Below are 19,968 nucleotides of genomic sequence, written 5' to 3' on the forward strand. Positions count from 1 at the left end.
TCTATTCTTCAATTAAAGAAGATGCAAAATTTCTCATTGCTTCAGCAACTAATTTCTTAACTTCTTCCTTAGAAACTCCAGAGTTGTCTTCTAATTTACCTGAATTTCTTTCTAAAACAATTGATACACCATCAAATAAGTTAGTCATTCTACCTAAGAACAATGAACCTTTACCAATAATCATAGCTCTATTTAGGTTACCTGAAGTTAAATCTTCACGACAGAATCCTAAATAAGGAACTCCTGAAGGAATATGTCCTTGAGTTGGAGCCCATCCTTCCATACCATGATCTTCAATAAAACTTGCAATTTCAGCTTTTTCTAATTGTTTTTTCATTACTCCTAATGCACCAATCATCTTAAAGTTTGCATTCGGAACATCTCCTGCTCCTGCAGGTTTAGTAATGTCAGGATTTTGCATTTCTGCTGAATATTTATCAACATCTTTAACTGTTAAATTAGCTTTTTCTAATGGAGCAGTAACTAATGATGACATTACAGCTTGTGGTGAAGATCCAGTTCCTACTGTATGTCTTCCAACTATATCAGTCCTTAATACTGGATTAACTCCATCATTTTCAGAAATTAATGCAGCAAATCCACCTATACAATCTTCTAATATAGGTAAGCCTTTTTTAAGGTGATCCTTACCATTCATACCTAATTTAGCAGTACATCCACCAGCTACAATAACAACATTCTTAAATGTTCCTGCATGGACATGGGAAGATGCTGTAATTAATGTATGAGTTGGAGCTGCACAGAATCCTCTTAAGTCAGAGCCTGAAGCGTTGTTAAATCCAGCCAATTCAGCTATAGATTTTGCGAAGTTACCACCACCTCTTTGATTCATATCTCCACATGCTTCTTCTGAACATTCAATAATATATTCAACATCATTAGGATCTAAATTATTTTTAGCAACTAAATGTAAAGCAGCTAATAATCCTGATGCCTTAGTAACTAGATTTTCTAACATAACATGAGCAGATAAGTTAACATCAACATCATGTGCTCTAGTAACAACACCTACTAATTTATCTTCAAAGTATAAACCTTCTGCATGATTTTCCATATGTCCTTCAAGAACAGATTGATCAACACCTTCTTTTAATCTAGCAACTAATCCATCTCCAATTAATGGGTGTTTTTCTAAATCGGATTTTACAGATTCAGTGAATTCTTTATTAAGATAAACTAAATCGAAAGCATCACAAATCTTCATAAGACCAATAAATTCATGTTCTGGCATTATTTCACCATATTTACCATCTCTTTCTGCTCCTGATAAATATTTATCAGCATCTGACCATGGTTGTGGTACATTCTTTAAATCTTCTGGTCTTTTGTTTCCAATATAAACTTGGTTTGGTAAATAATTTAATACTTCTTCATATTTTCTAATATGCTTTGGTATTTCCTTTAAATATTCTGAATCAGGATTTAAAGCCTTTTCAGTAGTTTGAGTTGTTCCATTTTGAATTATCATGTCTGGCGCATGAACTAATACGTAAGAAGTTCCTTTTAATACAGGAAAATTCATCTTAATTACCTCCTTTAATATAAAAAAACAGATAGCATAGTATGTATTCCATATAAGCCAACTACCCTCATCTAATAGAATACCATTAAATTAAAAAGGTGTCAATACCTGACACCTTTTTTATTTAAAAATTATTCAAATATTGTTTGTCCTTCAACTTCAGTTGATAAAGCACTTAATGCTTTCTTAACAATACCCATTCTTAAAGAATATTCTTCCTCAGCAGTCAATTTAGGATTACCTAATGGATGAGGAATTGCTATAGCAGGAACAATTCTATTAGCTCCTACTGTCATTGAAATTGGAGTTACAGTACATACATGCACTACTGGAATTCCAGCTCTTTCAATTTCTTTAACCATCGTTGCTCCGCAACGTGTACAAGTACCTCAAGTAGATGTCAATATAACTGCATCTACTCCATCAGCAACTAATTCTTTACTATATTTTTCAGCAAATGCTTTTGCAGAAGCTACTGCTGTACCATTACCTACTGTAGTATAGAAATATCTATGAAGACTTCCGATTTCACCTTTCTTTTCAAGCTCTCTTAAAACATCAACAGGTAAAACTCTGTCTGAATCTTGGTTAGCATAAACAGGGTCATAACCACCATGAGCAGTTTCCCATTCACCTTCTTTAAGATCCATTACACCATCAATATCATATTTACCATATTTTGAAGCTGATGAAGATTCAATATGATCTGGGTTTGCATGAGGAACTATACCACCAGATGTTACTAATGCTATTTTAGCATTTTTGATATCCTTAACAGCTGGATTTGGATCTACTCTATCAAAGTTTGGCATTGGGAATTCTGTTTCGAATTCTTCGCCCTTTAACTTCTTAATCATCATAGTTACAGCTCTCTTACCACCAAAATCTTCTCTAAAGATATTCTTTCTAATTCCTCTTTCAATGTAACCTTCTTCAGCAGGAGAACCAATTTCTTCGCCTCTAACAAGTTTCATTGCAAGTGGAACCATTTTGCTTACAGCATCTTTCATACCTGCAGCACTATTCTTAGTTGAAACTACATATACGCTCTTCTTGAACATATCTGCACCTGGGTTTTCAATATACATACCAGTTAAAGCTGGAATTCCTAATTCATTTTGAACAGCTTCAGTAATTGTTCCAGCAGCAACTCCATAACGACCAGCATTAAATGCAGGACCTGCTATGAATAAATCTGGATTGTACTTTTTAACCATTTCTAAAACTTCTGCTTTAGCTTGGTTCATATTTTCACCAAAATAGCTATCACCACAAATAACAGTAGCAACTATTTCAGCTTCACCATTAAAACCAGCATTTAATGCTAAACCAGGTCCGATTTTTTCTTCTCTAACTTCTGGTCTATAATCTGCCTTTTCTTCTCCACCGATACCAGCAAAGAATTGGTTTATATAGTGAACTACTCTTAATTTTTCCACACTAATCACCTCTCTATCATATATTTATATATGATTTTATCTTAATTACAAATTATAATGAGTTTCTAATTTCACTTACAGCTTCAATGATAGCATCACAGTCAAGAACCATTTCCATCATACCAATTTGGTCATCATAAACTGATTCATCAACTTCTGCTTTAAATTCAGGTTCAACTGCGTGATATACTTTAAGTCCTAACTGAACTCCTGCTAATGGACCTGCAAAAGTAGGGTCTCCTGTAGTAACAGTTTCACCAGCTAATGCTGCTGATTCTGCTTCAGATGCTCCTAAAAGAACTAAACAGTTTTCTGCTCCATATTTTTCTGCTAATTCTTTTACCCTTCTTTGATTTTCTAAGTCCATTGCTCCTGCTGCAGTTCAGACAAAACATTCAGTTGCTGAAAATACTATTTCTGCAGGAGTTGTAGCGACACATTCTTCCATAGCTGGTCCTGGTATACCATCTCTATCGCCGATTATGATTACTTTTGTGTTTTCTGTAAAAAGTGCCATATCGCTTACACATCCTTTCTATAATTTTTTATTTTCATGTAATTTTATATAATATTCCATTTTATTTAATAAATTCTAATAGCTAGTAGCTGATAATCTATTAAATCCTAATTCGTTTGTTGCACCTGTAATAGCTTGTAATTCAACCATAATTGAACCATCTTCTCTTAATGATCCGTCAAATCCACCAGCAATAATGTCAACATAATCTAAAGTTCCAATAACTTTGTCCATCTTAGGTAATACGATAGTTTCATTAGCATTACCACCAGTTACTACAGCATTTGCAGCAACATCAGCATCAGCTAAAGATTGACTTGCTCCATCTCTTCCAGCATACTCATCAGTAATGATAACAGTTTTTACGCCTTTACCTTCAATTTTCTTACAGTTCATAATTAAGTCTGTATCTGGGTTACCAAATCCTTCTTGTGATACGATAGCTCCATCAAGATTTAAAAATTCACATAATTTAGCAGTCCAGTTTGATGATCTTTCTTTATCTGCTAAGTATACATTTTCATTAGTGATAATAACACCAACAAAGTTAATTTCTTTTCCATGTTGTTCATACATTGCTCTAACAACAGGATTATTTAAGTGATGGTAAGTTGTATTCTTATCACAAGAAGATACACAGTTACCACTTAAGATAGCTCCATCCATTAATTCAGTTGGATATAATAGTGTTGGAACTATTTGTTTTGCATCTACACCGTAAACATATGTATCATGTAATAATCCTTGAGATTGTAACATTTGCACATAAGCTACCTTTGGTAAATGTTTTAATTCTTCAGCTTGTTCAAATAGTGGTTTAGTTTCAAATACTTCTACTTCATCTGGTTCAACTTCTTTACCAGCTAATCCCAAATAAGTAGCAGCTTTTAATCCAGCCATTCTAACAGCTTTTTCATAAGCGTGAGTAGCAACACCTTCAGCTGGTTCCACAATTAAAACTATATTATTAGTTTTTGAGAATGGAGTATATTCAGCTCCCGGTCCTTGCATATCAACAATACCTTCTTGGAAACCTACTATTTTACCAACTGTCATTACTGCTGCTCCCTTAAGAACATGAGTTCTTCCTGAACCAACTACATCAACTTTTGAAATCATTCCAGGGAATACTCCACCTGCTCCGTTAACCTTTACTCTTGGTTCTACAACATCCTTAATTGGAGTAATTCTTACACTTTCACCTGGTTTTGCAAGATCTACGTCTACTGATTTTAAGTGTTCATCATCCATTAAATGAGCAATTAATTCCTCTTTGTTAATGTATAAAACACCCTTGTCAACTTTTGTTTCTGAACAAAATTTAACATCGTTAATTAAGATTTTTCCTAATTCTAGACGCATATACTCACCTCCTTAAAATTTATATATTTAATCCTTTCGGAATTAAATTCATTTATTCTAAACTTTCGACATACTTCCTAGCATTTATGGCAGCTATAGCACCATCATTTACAGCTGTAACTACTTGTCTAAGTTCTTTTACTCTAACATCTCCAGCGGCAAATACACCTTCAACACTAGTTTTCATAGTTTCATTTGATACTATATAATTTCTATCAGTTTCAATTTTTCCTTCAATTAATGAGCTTTCAGGAATATAACCAACAAAAATGAAAACGCCAAAAATCATATCACCTTCTCTTGGAACTATCTTAGTTTTTTCTCCAGTTTTATTATTTACTATATTCATAGCTCCTAGTAAACCAGTTCCTTCAAAACTTTCTACCTCAACATTCCACATAATCTTTAATTTTTCACGTTTTAATGCTTTTGCTTCTATTGATTTAGCTACAGATAATTTATCTTTTCTTACTAATAGTGTAACATTTCGTCCAAATTTAGTAAGATACATAGCCTCTTCAACCGCTGCCTCTCCTGACCCTACAACATAAACATCTAAATCTTGAAAAAATGGAGCATCACAAGTCGCACAATATGCTATTCCTTTACCTGTAAATTCCTTTTCTCCAGGAACATTTAACAATCTCGGATTAGATCCTGTAGCAATTATTATAGACTTGCCTTCATATGTAGCATTTTCTCCATAAACTACTTTAGTAGTTCCAGACAAATCTACATTAACAGCAGTATCTATCGCAAATTCCGCTCCAAAAGATTTTGCTTGCTTGACCATTCTTTCAATCAATTCTGAACCTGTTGGCACATCTTCTGCTCCAGGATAATTCGCTATTTCATCAGTCTTAGCAATTAATCCACCGGGTGTTCCTTTTTCAATAATTATAGTTTTCATGCTAGCTCTTGCAGCATATATTCCTGCACTTATACCTGCAGGACCTGCTCCGATTATTATACAATCGTACATAGTTTACCTCCGTTTACAGTATCAAAATAATAAACTGTAAAGAAAACACACTCGTTTATTATTATATATTAAGTTTACCCAATTGTAAAGCATTTTTTGACAAAATCATAATAAAACTTTTTTATAACTTTAAGTATTTGTATATAAAATTCACAATCTTTTTAAAGTTCTTTTCCTAATGTGTAATTTGCAATATTGACACTATGGTCTGCAATTCTTTCGAAATTTGATAATATGTCTAGGAATTTGACTCCAGCATTTGTATCGCATATTCCTCTATTAATTCTATCCATATGATTTCTTCTATAGCTTTCTTCTAATATATCTACTTCTTCTTCAATATTTATACAATTTTTAGCTAACTCAAGATTATTATCTTTGTAAGCAATTGTTGTATCAACAACAATTTTCATAACATCAGAAGAAATTTTTTCATATTCATCAAAAGCTGTTTTACTAAAGACAGAATTTTCATCTTTAATTTCTTGAATTAATTCTATAATGTTCTCACAGTGATCTCCTATTCTTTCATAGTCATTTATTGCATACATCATGACAAAAACTTTATGTTTTTCTTCATCTGATAAGTTCTTATCAGCTAAAGGAACTAAGTAATCAATTATTTCTTTTTCTAATCCATTAATCATTTTTTCTCTGTTAAATACAAATTCTATATTTTTGCTACTTTTAGTCTTAAATGCCTCTATTGTCTTTTCAAGAGATTCAATTACAATTTCTCCCATTCTTGCAACCTCTTTTTGTGCTTGTATAATTGCAATACTTGGTGTTTCAAAAAATCTTTTATCTAAATTTTCAGAATAATGTTCTTCAACTACATCATCACCTTTGATAACTAATTGTGATATTTTAACTAAAAGATTAGAAAATGGTAATTGAATCAAAACATTTATTATATTAAAAAATGTATGAGCATTCGCAATTTGCCTTTGAACATTTCCGGGAGATATATATTCAACCAAATATTGAACTGGAATTCTCAAAACAGTTATAAATATAATAGTTCCTATTAAATTGAATAGAAAATGAATAAAAGCAGCTCTCTTTGCATTTTTACTTGCCCCTATTCCAGCAATCATAGCGGTTGTTGTTGTCCCAATATTATCCCCAAAAAGTACACCAAAGGCTTGATTTATATTTATCGCACCTTGCATACCCAGTGCTTCTAACAATCCTATTGAAGCTGATGACGATTGAAGCACTGTAGTTAATAAGAATCCTGCTAAAACTCCAATAAATGGATTATTTAATTTTACAAGAATATTTTTAAACCATTCTTCTTGTGCAAGAGGTGCCAATCCACTACTCATAATTGACATGCCTAAAAATAATATACCAAACCCAATTAATATCTCAGCTATATCTTTTTTTCTATCATTCTTTGCTCTCATCCACATGAAAACCCCAATAGCAATAACTAATGGTGCATATTTTGAAATGTCAAAAGCAATAATTTGTGCAGTAATAGTAGTTCCTACATTTGCACCTATAATTATTCCAACAGACTGGGCTAAAGTCATAAATCCAGCATTTACAAAACCTATAGCCATTATAGTAGTTGCAGAACTTGATTGAATAATCATTGTAACAAAAATACCAACCAATACCGCATATATCCTGTTTTTAGTTATTGCAGCAATTATTCCTTTTAATCTTTCACCACAAGACTTTTGCAGTCCTGCACCCATTAAATTCATTCCATATAAGAATAAACCTAAACCTCCTAAGACAGAAATGAAAACAGACATATTTCCTCCAAAAATTATTAAAAAAATCAAAATATTAGCTCATATATTATATATAAACTTACCAATAATAGTATACCATAAAATGAAATAAAAATGATATTTATTTCAAATAATTCTATAAATTAATCTTAAAATTTATATAAATAATGAGCTAATTAAAGATTATTATTATTTTCTATCAATATTATAGAATGCAGACAATCCTAAAAATTTAGAATTTTCTCCTAATCTGTCTTCAATTCTCAATAATTGATTATATTTACAAATTCTATCTGTTCTTGAAGCTGAACCGGTTTTTATTTGACCCGCATTTACTGCAACAGCTAAATCAGCAATAGTTGTATCTTCTGTTTCTCCCGATCTATGCGAAATTACACAAGTATAACCATGAGTTTTAGCAAGTTCTATTGCATCTAAAGTTTCAGTTATTGTTCCAATTTGATTTAATTTTATTAAAATTGAATTAGCGATTCCTTTTTCAATTCCTGTATTTAATCTTGAGTAATTAGTAACAAATAAATCATCTCCAACAAGTTGAATTTTATTTCCAATTTTTTCAGTTAAAAGTTTCCATCCATCCCAATCATCTTCAGATAATCCATCTTCAATTGAAATAATAGGATATTTTTCAACTAATTCACAATAATAATTTACTAATTCTTCTGAAGAATAAGTTTTTCCTTCTCCTTTAAAATTATATTTTCCATTTTCATACATTTCACTAGATGCTACATCTAAAGCTAAAAATATATCTTTTCCAGCTTTATAACCTGCTTTTTCAATGGCTTCCATAATTGTTTTTAAAGCTTCTTCATTAGAGTTAAGATTTGGAGCAAAACCACCTTCGTCACCAACAGCTGTATTATATCCTTTTGATTTCAATACAGATTTTAAGTTATGGAAAATTTCAGTTCCCATTCTAAGAGATTCTTTAAATGAACAAGCTCCTGCAGGCATAACCATAAATTCTTGAATGTCTACATTATTATCTGCATGTTCTCCACCGTTTAAAATGTTCATCATTGGAACAGGTAAAGTTTTTGCGTTAACTCCACCAATATATTCATAAAGAGGAGTATCTGATTCAATTGCTGCAGCTCTTGCCACTGCCATTGAAACTCCTAAAATAGCATTTGCACCTAGTTTTGATTTATTATTAGTTCCATCAATTTGGATTAATGCTCTATCAATTCCAACTTGGTCAAAAACATCAAATCCAATCAATTCTTCTGCTATAACATCATTAACATTATTAACTGCATTTAGAGTTCCTTTCCCCAGATATCTTGTTTTATCACCATCTCTAAGTTCAACTGCTTCGTGAACTCCTGTTGATGCTCCTGAAGGAACTATCGCACTTCCAACTATCCCATTTTCAGTTGTAACCTCAACTTCAACAGTTGGGTTTCCTCTTGAATCTAAAACTTCTCTTGCATAAATTTCAACTATTAAGCTCATAATATTCTCCTTATAAATTATAATTTATTAACGCACAAAAACTATCGCTCTCTAAACAAGCTCCACCAACCAAAGCTCCATCTACATTTTCTTTTTGCATTAAATCTTTTATATTATTCGGTTTAACACTGCCTCCATATTGAATTCTTACATTTTCAGATAAAATTCCATAAATATCATCTAAAATTTTTCTTATAAATTTAATCATGTTTTCAGCATCGTCAGAAGATGCAGTTAATCCGGTTCCTATTGCCCATACAGGTTCATAGGCAATTATTACTTTTTCAATATCAGTTTCACTAATACCATCTAGAGTATTTCTTATTTGTTTTTCAACAACTTCTTTTTCTATTCCTGAATTTCTTTCTTCAATAGTTTCTCCACAACATAATATTGGAATTAAGTTATTTTGTAATGCAGATTTTACTTTTTTGTTTATCATTTCATCAGTTTCAGTAAAAATAATTCTTCTTTCAGAATGTCCTAATATTACATATGATACTCCACAACTTTTCAACATTATAGGAGAAATTTCACCTGTAAATGCCCCTTTGTTTTCAAAGTACATATTTTGAACTCCTAAGCCTACATCAGTGCCTTTCAACAATTTATTTGCTTCTGTAACATAAATAAAAGGAACACATATTACCTTCTCTACACTATTATCCAACTTTTCTGATAAAATTTCTTTTACTAAAAGCTTGGCTTCATCCAAATCTTTGTTCATCTTCCAATTTCCAATAATAACAGGTTTTCTCATACTGCCTCCAATTATTTATTATCTATAGAATCAATTCCCGGTAAAATCTTTCCTTCTAAAAATTCTAGAGATGCGCCTCCTCCGGTTGAAATATGAGTTATTTTATCTTTATAACCGGATTTTTCAGCAGCAGCAGCACTATCTCCCCCACCTATAATACTAATTGAATCCGTTTCTGCAATCGCCTTTGCAATTTTAAATGTACCTTTTGCAAAATTTGACATTTCAAAAACTCCCATAGGACCATTCCAAACAACAGTTTTTGAACTTTTAATTTTATCGGAAAATAGTTTAACTGTTTTTTCACCAATATCTAGTCCCATATAATCATCTTCTATTGAATCTATATTAACTGTTTTAAATTCTGAATCATTAGAAAATTCTTTACTAACAACAACATCTTTTGGTAATAATATCTTAACATTTTTACTTTTTGCTTTTTCTATCAAGTCTTTTGCTAATTCAACTTTATCTTCTTCCAATAAACTTTTACCGACTGAATAACCTAAAGATTTTAGGAATGTAAATGCCATTCCTCCTCCAATTATTATACTGTCAACTTTTTCAATCAAATTTTCAATTACAGTAATTTTATCGGATACTTTTGCTCCTCCTAAAATTGCAACAAAGGGTCTTTCAGGATTAGAAAGAGCTTTTCCCATTATAGAAATTTCCTTTTCTACTAAAAATCCCACAGCTGATGGCAAAAATTTACAAAGTCCAACATTTGAACAATGCGCTCTATGACTTGTACCAAAAGCGTCATTTATATATAATTCACCTAGCTCAGCTAATTCTTTAGAAAAATCATCAATATTTTTTGTTTCTTCATTTCTAAATCTGGTATTTTCAAGTAAAACGACTTCTCTATCTTTTAATTTTAAAACTTCATTTTTTACATTATTATCTACTACTAAATTACTTTGTAAAAATTTAACTTCTTTATTTAAAAGTTTAGATAATTCTTTAGCTACGGGTTCTAATGAAAATTCTTTCTTAGCTTCACCCTTTGGCCTGCCTAGATGAGATAATAAAATTACTTTTGCATTATTTTCAATTAAATATTTAATTGTAGGTAATGCTGCTACAATTCTAGCATTATCAGTAATTTTACCTTCTTCAGTTTTTGACATAGGAACGTTAAAATCAACTCTTACAATAACTCTTTTTGAGCTCACTTCTAAATCAGTAATAACTTTTTTATTCATAATTACTCCTTACTATACAATATGAGGTGAAAATCTCCACCTCATATTATTATAAAATAATAAGATTCCAAAGCATCATTAGATACGAGTATAATTAAATTTTGGAAATTCTTATTTATAAACTATTTTGAAAGATTAACTAAATATTGGAAAGTACGAATTAAATTTGCAGTATATGACATTTCGTTGTCATACCAAGCAACTGTTTTAACTAGTTGCTTACCATCAACTTCAACTATTCTAGTTTGAGTAGCATCAAATAAAGATCCATATTTTATTCCAATTACATCTGTAGAAACTATAGGATCTTCAGTATATCCAAATGACTCACTTGATGCTTCTTTCATTGCATTGTTAATTTCTTCAACTGTAACATTTTTTTCTAAAACTGTTACCAATTCTGTTAATGATCCTGTAGCAACAGGTACTCTTTGAGCAGAACCATCTAGTTTTCCTTTTAATTCAGGAATAACAAGTCCAATAGCTTTAGCTGCTCCTGTAGTATTAGGAACAATATTTATTGCTGCTGATCTTGCTCTTCTCATATCGCCTTTTCTATGTGGAGCATCTAAAGTATTTTGATCTCCTGTATAAGCATGAATAGTAGTCATGATTCCTTGAATAATACCAAATCTATCTTGTAAAACCTTAGCCATTGGAGCTAAACAGTTAGTAGTACAAGACGCTCCTGATAAAATTTGTTCAGTTCCATCCAATATATTATGATTTACACCATAAACTACAGTTTTCATATCGCCTTTTCCTGGAGCAGATATAATAACTCTCTTTGCTCCAGCATCAATATGAAATTGCGCTTTTTCCTTTGCAACAAAGAAACCTGTACATTCCAATACTACATCTATATCCAATTCTTTCCAAGGTAAATTCTTAGGATCTGCATCTGAGAATACTTTAATCTCTTTGCCATCTATAGAAAAGCATCCTTCTTTTACAATTACTTCCTTTTCAAATCTTCCTTGAGTTGAATCATATTTTAACAAATGAGCTAACATATTTGCATCTGTTAAATCATTTATAGCAACAACTTCAACTCCTTCTAAATCGTGCATTAATCTGAATGCCAATCTACCTATTCTTCCAAATCCGTTAATCGCAACTTTCATTTCGATTCCTCCTTAAAATTTTATAAAAAGCTTTCGCTTATAATATATTTAAAATTCTTTTAGCTGTTTCTTTATCTGTAACTAAAGTCATATCTTTTCTGATATTACAAATAGAAACTATTGCCTTATACTTTTCACCATAACCTGCTATTGCAATTACTTCTTTAATTTTCAAATATTGTTCCATATCTAATCCTATAGTATTTGAACTGTATACTATATTTCCATCAATATCAAAGTAATTGCCAAACGCCTCACTTACTGCATTTTTTTCATTTAATATTTTTATTTCATCTTCAGTTAAAGAACGTCTTTTTGCCATAGCACCAGCTCGCCCTATTCCAAAAACTAATATTTTTATCTTGTTTAAATATTCAATTAATATTTTTACTTCTTCTAAATCCTTTAACCTATCAAATGTTAAATCATCTAAATAATCTGGTAAAAAAGTCCCAAAAAAATTTGCATTTAACTTTTTTGCTAAATTATTAGCAACAACATTTGACTGATATTCTAATCCATTACCTAAACTTCCTCTAGCTGGGATGACAGCAATTTTATTATAAAATTTTTTTACATTCATTATGTCTACAAATGACTTAACCGTTGTCCCACCAGAGATACCTATTACATCATTTTCAGAAATTATATTTAAAAAATATTCTGATGCTACTTTTGCAATTTGTTCCTTACCTAAAGACTCGTCATTATAAGAATCACAGACTATCACTTTTTTTATTCCTAATTTTAGCCTTAGTTCATCTGCAATATTTTGATTTTCATTAAAATTATTAATCAAATCCCTAAGTTCTATAAGTATAGACTCTCCAAGATAAGTAATAAAAGTTCCAGATTTAATTACTTCAACAAATTTTTCCTCAGTAAGAAATTCTAATTCATTTCTTACTAAACGCTCACCAACACCTAAATGTGATGAAATATTTCTTCTACCAACAGGAGCATTTATTGAAATATATTCTAAAATCTTATATCTAAATACAAATTTTTCTATTAAATCTGGAGCAAGCTTCTTTATATAATCTATATCATTCATTTTTGTCCCATTATATACTTTTTGTCCCTATATTTTATTTTTTATTAATTTTACAATATTTACATTATGATTATACTCTTATTTAATAAAAAATGCAATAACAAATAATAAAATTTTTTATATTATTCATACAATGATTGATCTGTTAAAATTAAAGGACCATCTTTTGTAATAACAAATGTATGTTCATATTGGCAAGAAAGTCCACCATCAATTGTTCTAGCAGTCCAACCATCATCATCAATTGTACATCTCCAGTCACCTGTATTAATCATAGGTTCAACCGTTATTACCATACCTTCAACAAGTCGCACTCCTTTAGTTGCAGTAATATAATGTGGAACTTGTGGATCTTCATGCATATCAACACCAATTCCATGTCCACAGAAATCTCTTACAATAGAGTATCCTTTTGGTTCAACATAGTTTTGTATTGCCTTTCCGATATCAACAATTCTATTTCCTATTACTGCAGCATCAATTCCTCTATACATTGCTTCTTTTGTTACATCCATAAGATTTTTTACCTCATCTGACACTTCACCAACGGCATAACTCCAAGCACTATCTGATAAATATCCATCTAAATCTACTACCATATCAACAGTAATTAAATCTCCAGATTTTAATATTTGTTTACTTGGAAATCCATGACAAATCACATCGTTAACCGATGTGCATGTTGCGTAAGGATATCCATGATATCCTATTTGTTTAGGTTTAGCCCCATTTTTTAACATAAAGTCATGACAAAATTTATTTATTTCTAGAGTTGTGATTCCAGGCTTTATAATATCTCTTAACCCTATATGAATTTTTGAAAGAATTTCTCCAGACTTTTTCATTCCTTCGATTTCTTGTTTACTTTTTATTGTTATCATAATTATCTCCTAATTTTTTATTTTTAACGAACACTAGTTATAAAATAGTCCACATTTGGATTCAATTTAAAAACACGATTGTATCACAACAAAAAGACATACCAAGTAGTATGCCTTTCTAAATTAATCTTCCAATTTAATATATGGAACTCCAGCAGAGGAAGGTCCTTTTGACTTTCCAACGAAGAAAATTAATACTAATAATGTACTAATATAAGGTACCATTGGTAAAATTGAATCTGGGATATTAATATTTAAACTAGGTAATAAAATTGCCAATTCTTGGGCAGCCCCAAAAAATAGACAAGCCCCCAATACCCCATATGGCTTCCACTTTCCAAAAATAACAGCAACCAATGCTATAAATCCATGCCCTGAAACTAAAGATTGTGAAAAGTTTGAAACAGTAGCTAAGCTCATAGTTGCTCCACCAAATCCTGCTAATAATCCAGATATTATTACAGCAAAATATCTATATAAATATACATTAACATTTAAAGTTTCAGCTGCTTTAGGATGTTCTCCTACAGCAATTAACCTTAAACCAAATTTTGTTTTGTAAAGATATATAGCCATTAAAATAACAAACCCTATAGCTATATATGTTGTAACATATTGTCCTAAAATTTTATCTATAAAGTCAACACCCGTTAAATTATCAAATATTTTAAGCATTTTGCCTTCACCTTCTGCAACAGGAATAGTTTGCTTAGCACCATCAAATAAAAGCGAACAGATGAACAATGCAACCCCTGGTCCTATAAAATTTATAGCAATCCCAGAGACAACTTGATCAGCCCCAAATGTTATACTAACAATCGCATGAATAAGAGCAACTAGGGACGCTGCTATACCACCTGCTAAAAATCCTAATAATGCACTTTTAGTAAAATACCCAACAGCTGCACCAGCAAATGCACCTATTGTCATCATTCCCTCAAGACCTATATTAGTTACTCCCGCTTTTTCTGTAAACATTCCACCCAAAGCAGTAAATAATAATGGAGTTGCAAATAATAATGTATCAGATATAAATAAAGCTATTTTCAATAAACTCATTACTTTTTACCTCCAACTTTTTTAAATTTACTTGAAATTATTTTTATAACTAATGGCATCGAAATAAACAAAACAATTATACCTATTATAATTTGAACAATTTCATATGGAACACCTAATAACTGTTGGACTCTAAATCCTCCTCTTCTTAATACACTAAAGAAAAATCCAGAAAAAATTGATCCAATTGGATGGCTATTCGCTAAAAGGGCAACAGACATAGAATCAAAACCATTCCCTTCAGCAACAGTAAGTCTTGCAACATTTCCTGCAAATCCAAGAACTTTAACAGCTCCTGCAACAGCACATAATGCTCCAGATAATCCCATTGATAAGACTAAATTTTTACCAACATTTATTCCACCAAACTCAGCAGCATTCGGATTTAACCCTACTGCTTTTAATTCATAACCTTTTGAAGTTTTATTTAATAAGTAATAAATTAAAAATGCTAGAATAACAGCTAATATAATTCCAAAATTTATATCAGCAGAAAAGAAATCTTTTACAAAAGGAATAGAAGAGTTTTTTAATCCTTGAAACATTTTTATACTTGCTGTAGATTGAATATCATTTGAAGTTTGTCCTGTTTCATTATAAAACTTCCCAAAAGTTACAACTAAATTAGAAAAATATAAAGCTATCCAATTTAGCATAATTGTAGTAATTACTTCATGAACTCCAAATTTGGATTTAATCCAACCAGCAAATCCACCCCAAGCCATTCCTGCTAAAGCAGCTAGTAAAATACAAACTATAGGATGAATAATTGGAGGTAATTTTAAAAAGTAACCAAAAAATGCGGCTGTTAAAGAACCAATTATAAATTGACCTTCTGCTCCAATATTGAAAGCCCCTGTTTTAAATGCTAACGAAACCCCGATACTTCCTATGATTAATGGTACTGCATCAATTAATGTTCTAGCAAAAAATTTTGGTCTTGAAAAAGTGGTTTCCATCATTATTTTATAGTAATTAATAGGATTAAATCCGGCAATCATAATAACAATAGATCCTACAACAAATCCAATCAATACAGAGAATAAAAGTAATAATATTTTTTTTCTACTGCTCATTACTAATAACACCTCCCGCCATCATAAGTCCTAATTCATTTTCGTTGGCATCTTTAGCTAATTTTTCTCCAACTATTTTTCCTTTGTAGATAACGGCGATTCTATCTGATAAATCCATTACTTCGTCTAATTCAAAGGAAATTAATAATACAGCTTTTCCTTTATCTCGTTGCTCTACAATATATTTATGGATTATTTCAATAGCACCAACATCTAGACCTCTTGTAGGTTGTGCAGCTATCAACAAATCAGGATTGTTATCAATTTCTCTTGCCAAAATTACTTTTTGTTGATTCCCACCAGAAAGTCCTCTAGCAGTGGCACGAATATCATTTGGTCTTATATCAAATTTATCAATCATTTTTTGTGTATATGATTCTATCTCTTTAAAATTTAAAATACCTTTTTTAGAAAAAGGAGTTTTTCCTCTTTTTTCTAAAATCATATTTTCAGAAACTGAAAAATCCAATACTAAACCGTGTTTATGTCTATCTTCAGGAATTGTGCTAATTCCACTTTCAATAATTTCATAAACTGATTTGTTTGTTATATCTTTTCCAAGAATGGTAATATTTCCTGATTCAACTTTTCTAAGACCTGTAATAGCCTCAATAAGTTCTGATTGACCATTTCCATCAACTCCAGCAATCCCTAAAATTTCACCTTTTCTAACATTCAAACTCAACCCATTTAAAGCAGGTAAATATCTGTTATTAAGAACATTAATATCTTTAACATCCAAAACAACATCTCCAACTTCTGCTTTCTTTTTATTTACACTGAAACTAACTTCTCTACCAACCATTTTTTCAGCAAGTTCTTTTTGTGATGATTCAGCAACAGTAACTTTATCAATAAACTTACCACGACGAATAATAGTACAGTAATCTGCCATTTTTTTTATTTCATCTAGTTTATGAGTTATTATTATTATTGATTTTCCCTCACTTCTTAAGTTATTACAGATATTTATAAATTCTTCTATTTCTTGTGGAGTAAGAACTGCTGTTGGTTCATCAAAAATAATAATTTCAGCGCCCTTATAAAGAGCTTTTAATATTTCTACTTTTTGTTGGGAACCAACTGTAATATCTTGAATTTTTTCATCCAAATTTATGCTAAATCCATATTTTTCAATAATAGAAAGAACTTTTTTACGTGATTTTTCGAGATCAATAAACAAACCTTTAGTATCTTCTGTTCCTAAAACAATATTTTGAATAACACTAAAAGGTTCTATTAACATAAAATGTTGATGAACCATTCCAATTCCATTTTCAACTGCAATCTTTGGTGTCATGTTTGTATATCGATTAGAATTAATGTAAATTTCTCCAGAGTTTGGTGAATATAAACCATAAAGAATATTCATCAAAGTAGTTTTCCCGGCACCGTTTTCTCCTAAAAGAGCATGAATTTCCCCTTTTTTTAATTCAAAGTCAACTTCATCTAAAACTTTATTTTTACCAAAAATTTTAGTAATGCCTTTCATAGCTACAATATTATCATTTGTTTTGTTATCAGACAAGTCAAAACCCTCCTCTAAGTAATATGCAATTATTATACCATTAATAGATATTATACAATAAAAATTATTTTAATACAAGGAAAAAAAGTGATAAAAATGTAAATTTCATAAAAAAATAAGATGTATATAAGCATTAGTTTAGAATATACATAAAAACGTTTATAAATTATTCAATAAATACTGAACAATAATTTTCTCCATTAATCTTAACAATACAATTATCTGATGTTTCATTAATCACAATATTTTTTAACATTTCAAAATTTTCTTTTTTTACAGACAAATTTATTCTAACTTTTTCAAGATATTCTATATTTAAAATTTCTAACCCAAAGTTTTTAAAAATATTTTCAATTTTCCCCCAAGAAACATAGTCTAAAATTATATCCATATTATAAAAAAGTTCTTTTTTTACAATTTTTGATTCTTCTAATACTCCAACTGTAGATTTAGTATATGCTCTTACAAGGCCACCCGCTCCAAGCAAAATTCCCCCAAAATACCTCGTAGAAATTACCAAACAATTAGTTATGTCTTTTTTCCTTAAAACTTCAAGCATAGGAATCCCTGCAGTTCCTGACGGTTCTCCATCATCAGAATATTTTTGTATTAACTTTTCTATCCCGATAATATATGCAAAACAATTATGCGTTGCGTTTTTATATTTCTCTCTTATTTCAGAAATATACTTTTCTGCCTCAGCAACACTTTCAACATAAAAAGCATGTCCGATAAATTCCGATTTATTTACTATAAAACTATATGATTGATTACTATGAATACTTAAAAAAATTTCGTTATTTTCCATTTACTTCATATCCTTTATAAATTGAATAGTCTTCTGCTTTTAAAAAAACTTCTAAAAAGCTACCATTTTCAACATGTTCAACAAACTCTGGTTTATAAGTATTTAAAATATTACTCATAATTTTTTGCTTATCATAAGGAATCAACAGTCTTGTTTTTACTAATGATGAAAACAAGTTTTTCTCAATTTCTTTTAAAAGTAAAACAATATCTTCATCCCTTTTTGCACTTATAAATAGCTTGTTTTCAATATTTGCGTATTGCAATTTAACATTTTCATCTGTTAATTTATCTACTTTATTGAAAACATAAATTACATTTTTATCCTCACATTCAAGTTTTTTTATCATATCATTGGTTATTTTTATTTGTTCATCAACATTAACATTAGAAATATCAACAACATGCAAAACTAAATCTGAATATTTTATCTCTTCAAGTGTACCTTTAAAACTTTCAACTAAATTGTGTGGAATATCAGAAACAAACCCTACAGTATCTACATACATTACTTTTGAATCATTTAAAAGTGAGCCTTCTCTAACAAAAGTATCCAATGTAGCAAACAACATATCTTTAACAAAAACTTCTTTAATTTCAGAATTTTCATCTTTACCATACGAAATCAACTTATTTATCAAAGTTGACTTCCCAGCATTTGTATATCCAACAAGAGAAACAATTGACTCTTTTGAATTAATTCTCTTTTTTCTAATTTCATTTCTATTTTTCTCAATCTCTTTAAGCTGTAAAGTGATACTTGCAATTTCTCTATTTATAGTTCTTCTATCTAATTCTAGTTGTTGTTCACCTATACCTTTACCACCAATTCCACCTTGTTGTCTTGAAAAACCGCTTCTAAGCACAGATAATCTTGGTAAAGTATATTTTAATTTTGCAAGTTTCACTTGTAGTTTAGCCTCTTTTGTCCTTGCTCTTTCATTAAAAATATCTAAAATTAAATTAGTTCTATCAATAACTCTAATTCCTATAATTTTTTCAAGATTTTTTACTTGAGAACCAGTTAATTCATTATTAAAAACTACAAATTCAGCATCCAATTTTTCGCAATAATCTTTAATTTCATTTACTTTTCCTTTTCCAACGTAAAAAGCCTTATCTACATAAGATTTATTTTGAGTCAAACTTAAAACTACTTCTCCATCCAAAGCTTGCACTAATTTTTCTAATTCATTAACTTTATCTTCTAAAGTCTTTTCATCCATATCTATATTTACAGTAACAGTAATAACTTTTTGATTCATAAAAACTCCTTTATTATTATTGTTTTAATTGTATCATAAATTAATATATAAAAACAAATAAGAACCCCACCCTTCCACGACGCTTCGCATCGGGTGGTTTGCCGGGAACCTTGTTGTTTCACAATAAAAGATATGTAAC

17 protein-coding genes are annotated in these 19,968 nt (G+C 30.2%); all 17 read right to left on the reverse strand.

Annotation, left to right across the window (positions count from 1 at the left end):
* Position 1: 1 nt before the first annotated feature.
* Positions 2-1,543: a glycine/sarcosine/betaine reductase complex component C subunit beta gene (grdC, locus tag VJI93_RS02725; protein WP_323999077.1), complete on the reverse strand. Its 1,542-nt coding sequence runs from the start codon at positions 1,541-1,543 to the stop codon at positions 2-4.
* 131 nt (positions 1,544-1,674) lie between these two features.
* Positions 1,675-2,982, reverse strand: coding sequence for a glycine reductase complex selenoprotein B (grdB, locus tag VJI93_RS02730; protein ID WP_323999078.1), 1,308 nt, complete (start codon positions 2,980-2,982; stop codon positions 1,675-1,677).
* Between the two features lie 52 nt (positions 2,983-3,034).
* Entirely contained in the window at positions 3,035-3,499 is a 465-nt protein-coding gene (grdA, locus tag VJI93_RS02735) for a glycine/sarcosine/betaine reductase complex selenoprotein A (protein WP_323999079.1), read from the reverse strand.
* Between the two features lie 75 nt (positions 3,500-3,574).
* Positions 3,575-4,861: a glycine/sarcosine/betaine reductase component B subunit gene (locus tag VJI93_RS02740; protein ID WP_323999080.1), complete on the reverse strand. Its 1,287-nt coding sequence runs from the start codon at positions 4,859-4,861 to the stop codon at positions 3,575-3,577.
* Positions 4,862-4,913: 52 nt separating this feature from the next.
* Positions 4,914-5,843 carry an NAD(P)/FAD-dependent oxidoreductase gene (locus tag VJI93_RS02745; protein WP_323999082.1) on the reverse strand — a complete coding sequence of 310 codons (930 nt, stop codon included), beginning with the start codon at positions 5,841-5,843 and terminating at the stop codon, positions 4,914-4,916.
* A gap of 161 nt (positions 5,844-6,004) precedes the next feature.
* Positions 6,005-7,609: a Na/Pi cotransporter family protein gene (locus tag VJI93_RS02750; protein ID WP_323999083.1), complete on the reverse strand. Its 1,605-nt coding sequence runs from the start codon at positions 7,607-7,609 to the stop codon at positions 6,005-6,007.
* A 168-nt stretch (positions 7,610-7,777) separates the two neighbouring features.
* Positions 7,778-9,067 (reverse strand): phosphopyruvate hydratase, encoded by a 1,290-nt coding sequence (gene eno / locus VJI93_RS02755; protein WP_323999084.1) that lies wholly within the window; start codon positions 9,065-9,067, stop codon positions 7,778-7,780.
* A gap of 10 nt (positions 9,068-9,077) precedes the next feature.
* Complete coding sequence (gene tpiA / locus VJI93_RS02760) at positions 9,078-9,827, reverse strand: triose-phosphate isomerase (protein WP_323999085.1); 750 nt, start codon at positions 9,825-9,827, stop codon at positions 9,078-9,080.
* A gap of 11 nt (positions 9,828-9,838) precedes the next feature.
* A complete protein-coding gene (locus VJI93_RS02765; RefSeq protein WP_323999086.1) occupies positions 9,839-11,035 on the reverse strand; it encodes a phosphoglycerate kinase in 1,197 nt (398 codons plus the stop codon).
* 122 nt (positions 11,036-11,157) lie between these two features.
* A complete protein-coding gene (gap, locus tag VJI93_RS02770; protein WP_416384082.1) occupies positions 11,158-12,159 on the reverse strand; it encodes a type I glyceraldehyde-3-phosphate dehydrogenase in 1,002 nt (333 codons plus the stop codon).
* A gap of 37 nt (positions 12,160-12,196) precedes the next feature.
* The gene (locus tag VJI93_RS02775) at positions 12,197-13,213 is read right to left on the reverse strand and encodes a sugar-binding transcriptional regulator (RefSeq protein WP_323999087.1); all 1,017 of its coding nucleotides are present in this window, start codon (positions 13,211-13,213) and stop codon (positions 12,197-12,199) included.
* Between the two features lie 122 nt (positions 13,214-13,335).
* Entirely contained in the window at positions 13,336-14,094 is a 759-nt protein-coding gene (map, locus tag VJI93_RS02780) for a type I methionyl aminopeptidase (protein ID WP_323999088.1), read from the reverse strand.
* Between the two features lie 123 nt (positions 14,095-14,217).
* Entirely contained in the window at positions 14,218-15,153 is a 936-nt protein-coding gene (locus tag VJI93_RS02785) for an ABC transporter permease (RefSeq protein ID WP_323999089.1), read from the reverse strand.
* On the reverse strand, positions 15,153-16,229 hold the full coding sequence (locus VJI93_RS02790; RefSeq protein WP_323999090.1) for an ABC transporter permease: 1,077 nt from the start codon (positions 16,227-16,229) through the stop codon (positions 15,153-15,155). Before VJI93_RS02790 ends, VJI93_RS02785 begins: the two co-directional genes overlap by 1 nt.
* Positions 16,219-17,757 carry an ABC transporter ATP-binding protein gene (locus VJI93_RS02795; protein ID WP_323999091.1) on the reverse strand — a complete coding sequence of 513 codons (1,539 nt, stop codon included), beginning with the start codon at positions 17,755-17,757 and terminating at the stop codon, positions 16,219-16,221. The genes VJI93_RS02790 and VJI93_RS02795 overlap by 11 nt, the downstream gene beginning before the upstream one ends.
* A 166-nt stretch (positions 17,758-17,923) precedes the next feature.
* Complete coding sequence (locus VJI93_RS02800) at positions 17,924-18,565, reverse strand: YigZ family protein (RefSeq protein WP_323999092.1); 642 nt, start codon at positions 18,563-18,565, stop codon at positions 17,924-17,926.
* The gene (hflX, locus tag VJI93_RS02805) at positions 18,555-19,829 is read right to left on the reverse strand and encodes a GTPase HflX (protein ID WP_323999093.1); all 1,275 of its coding nucleotides are present in this window, start codon (positions 19,827-19,829) and stop codon (positions 18,555-18,557) included. Before hflX ends, VJI93_RS02800 begins: the two co-directional genes overlap by 11 nt.
* Positions 19,830-19,968: the final 139 nt, after the last annotated feature.

The organism is Parvimonas sp. M20 (assembly GCF_035282425.1).
GTDB lineage: Bacteria > Bacillota > Clostridia > Tissierellales > Peptoniphilaceae > Parvimonas.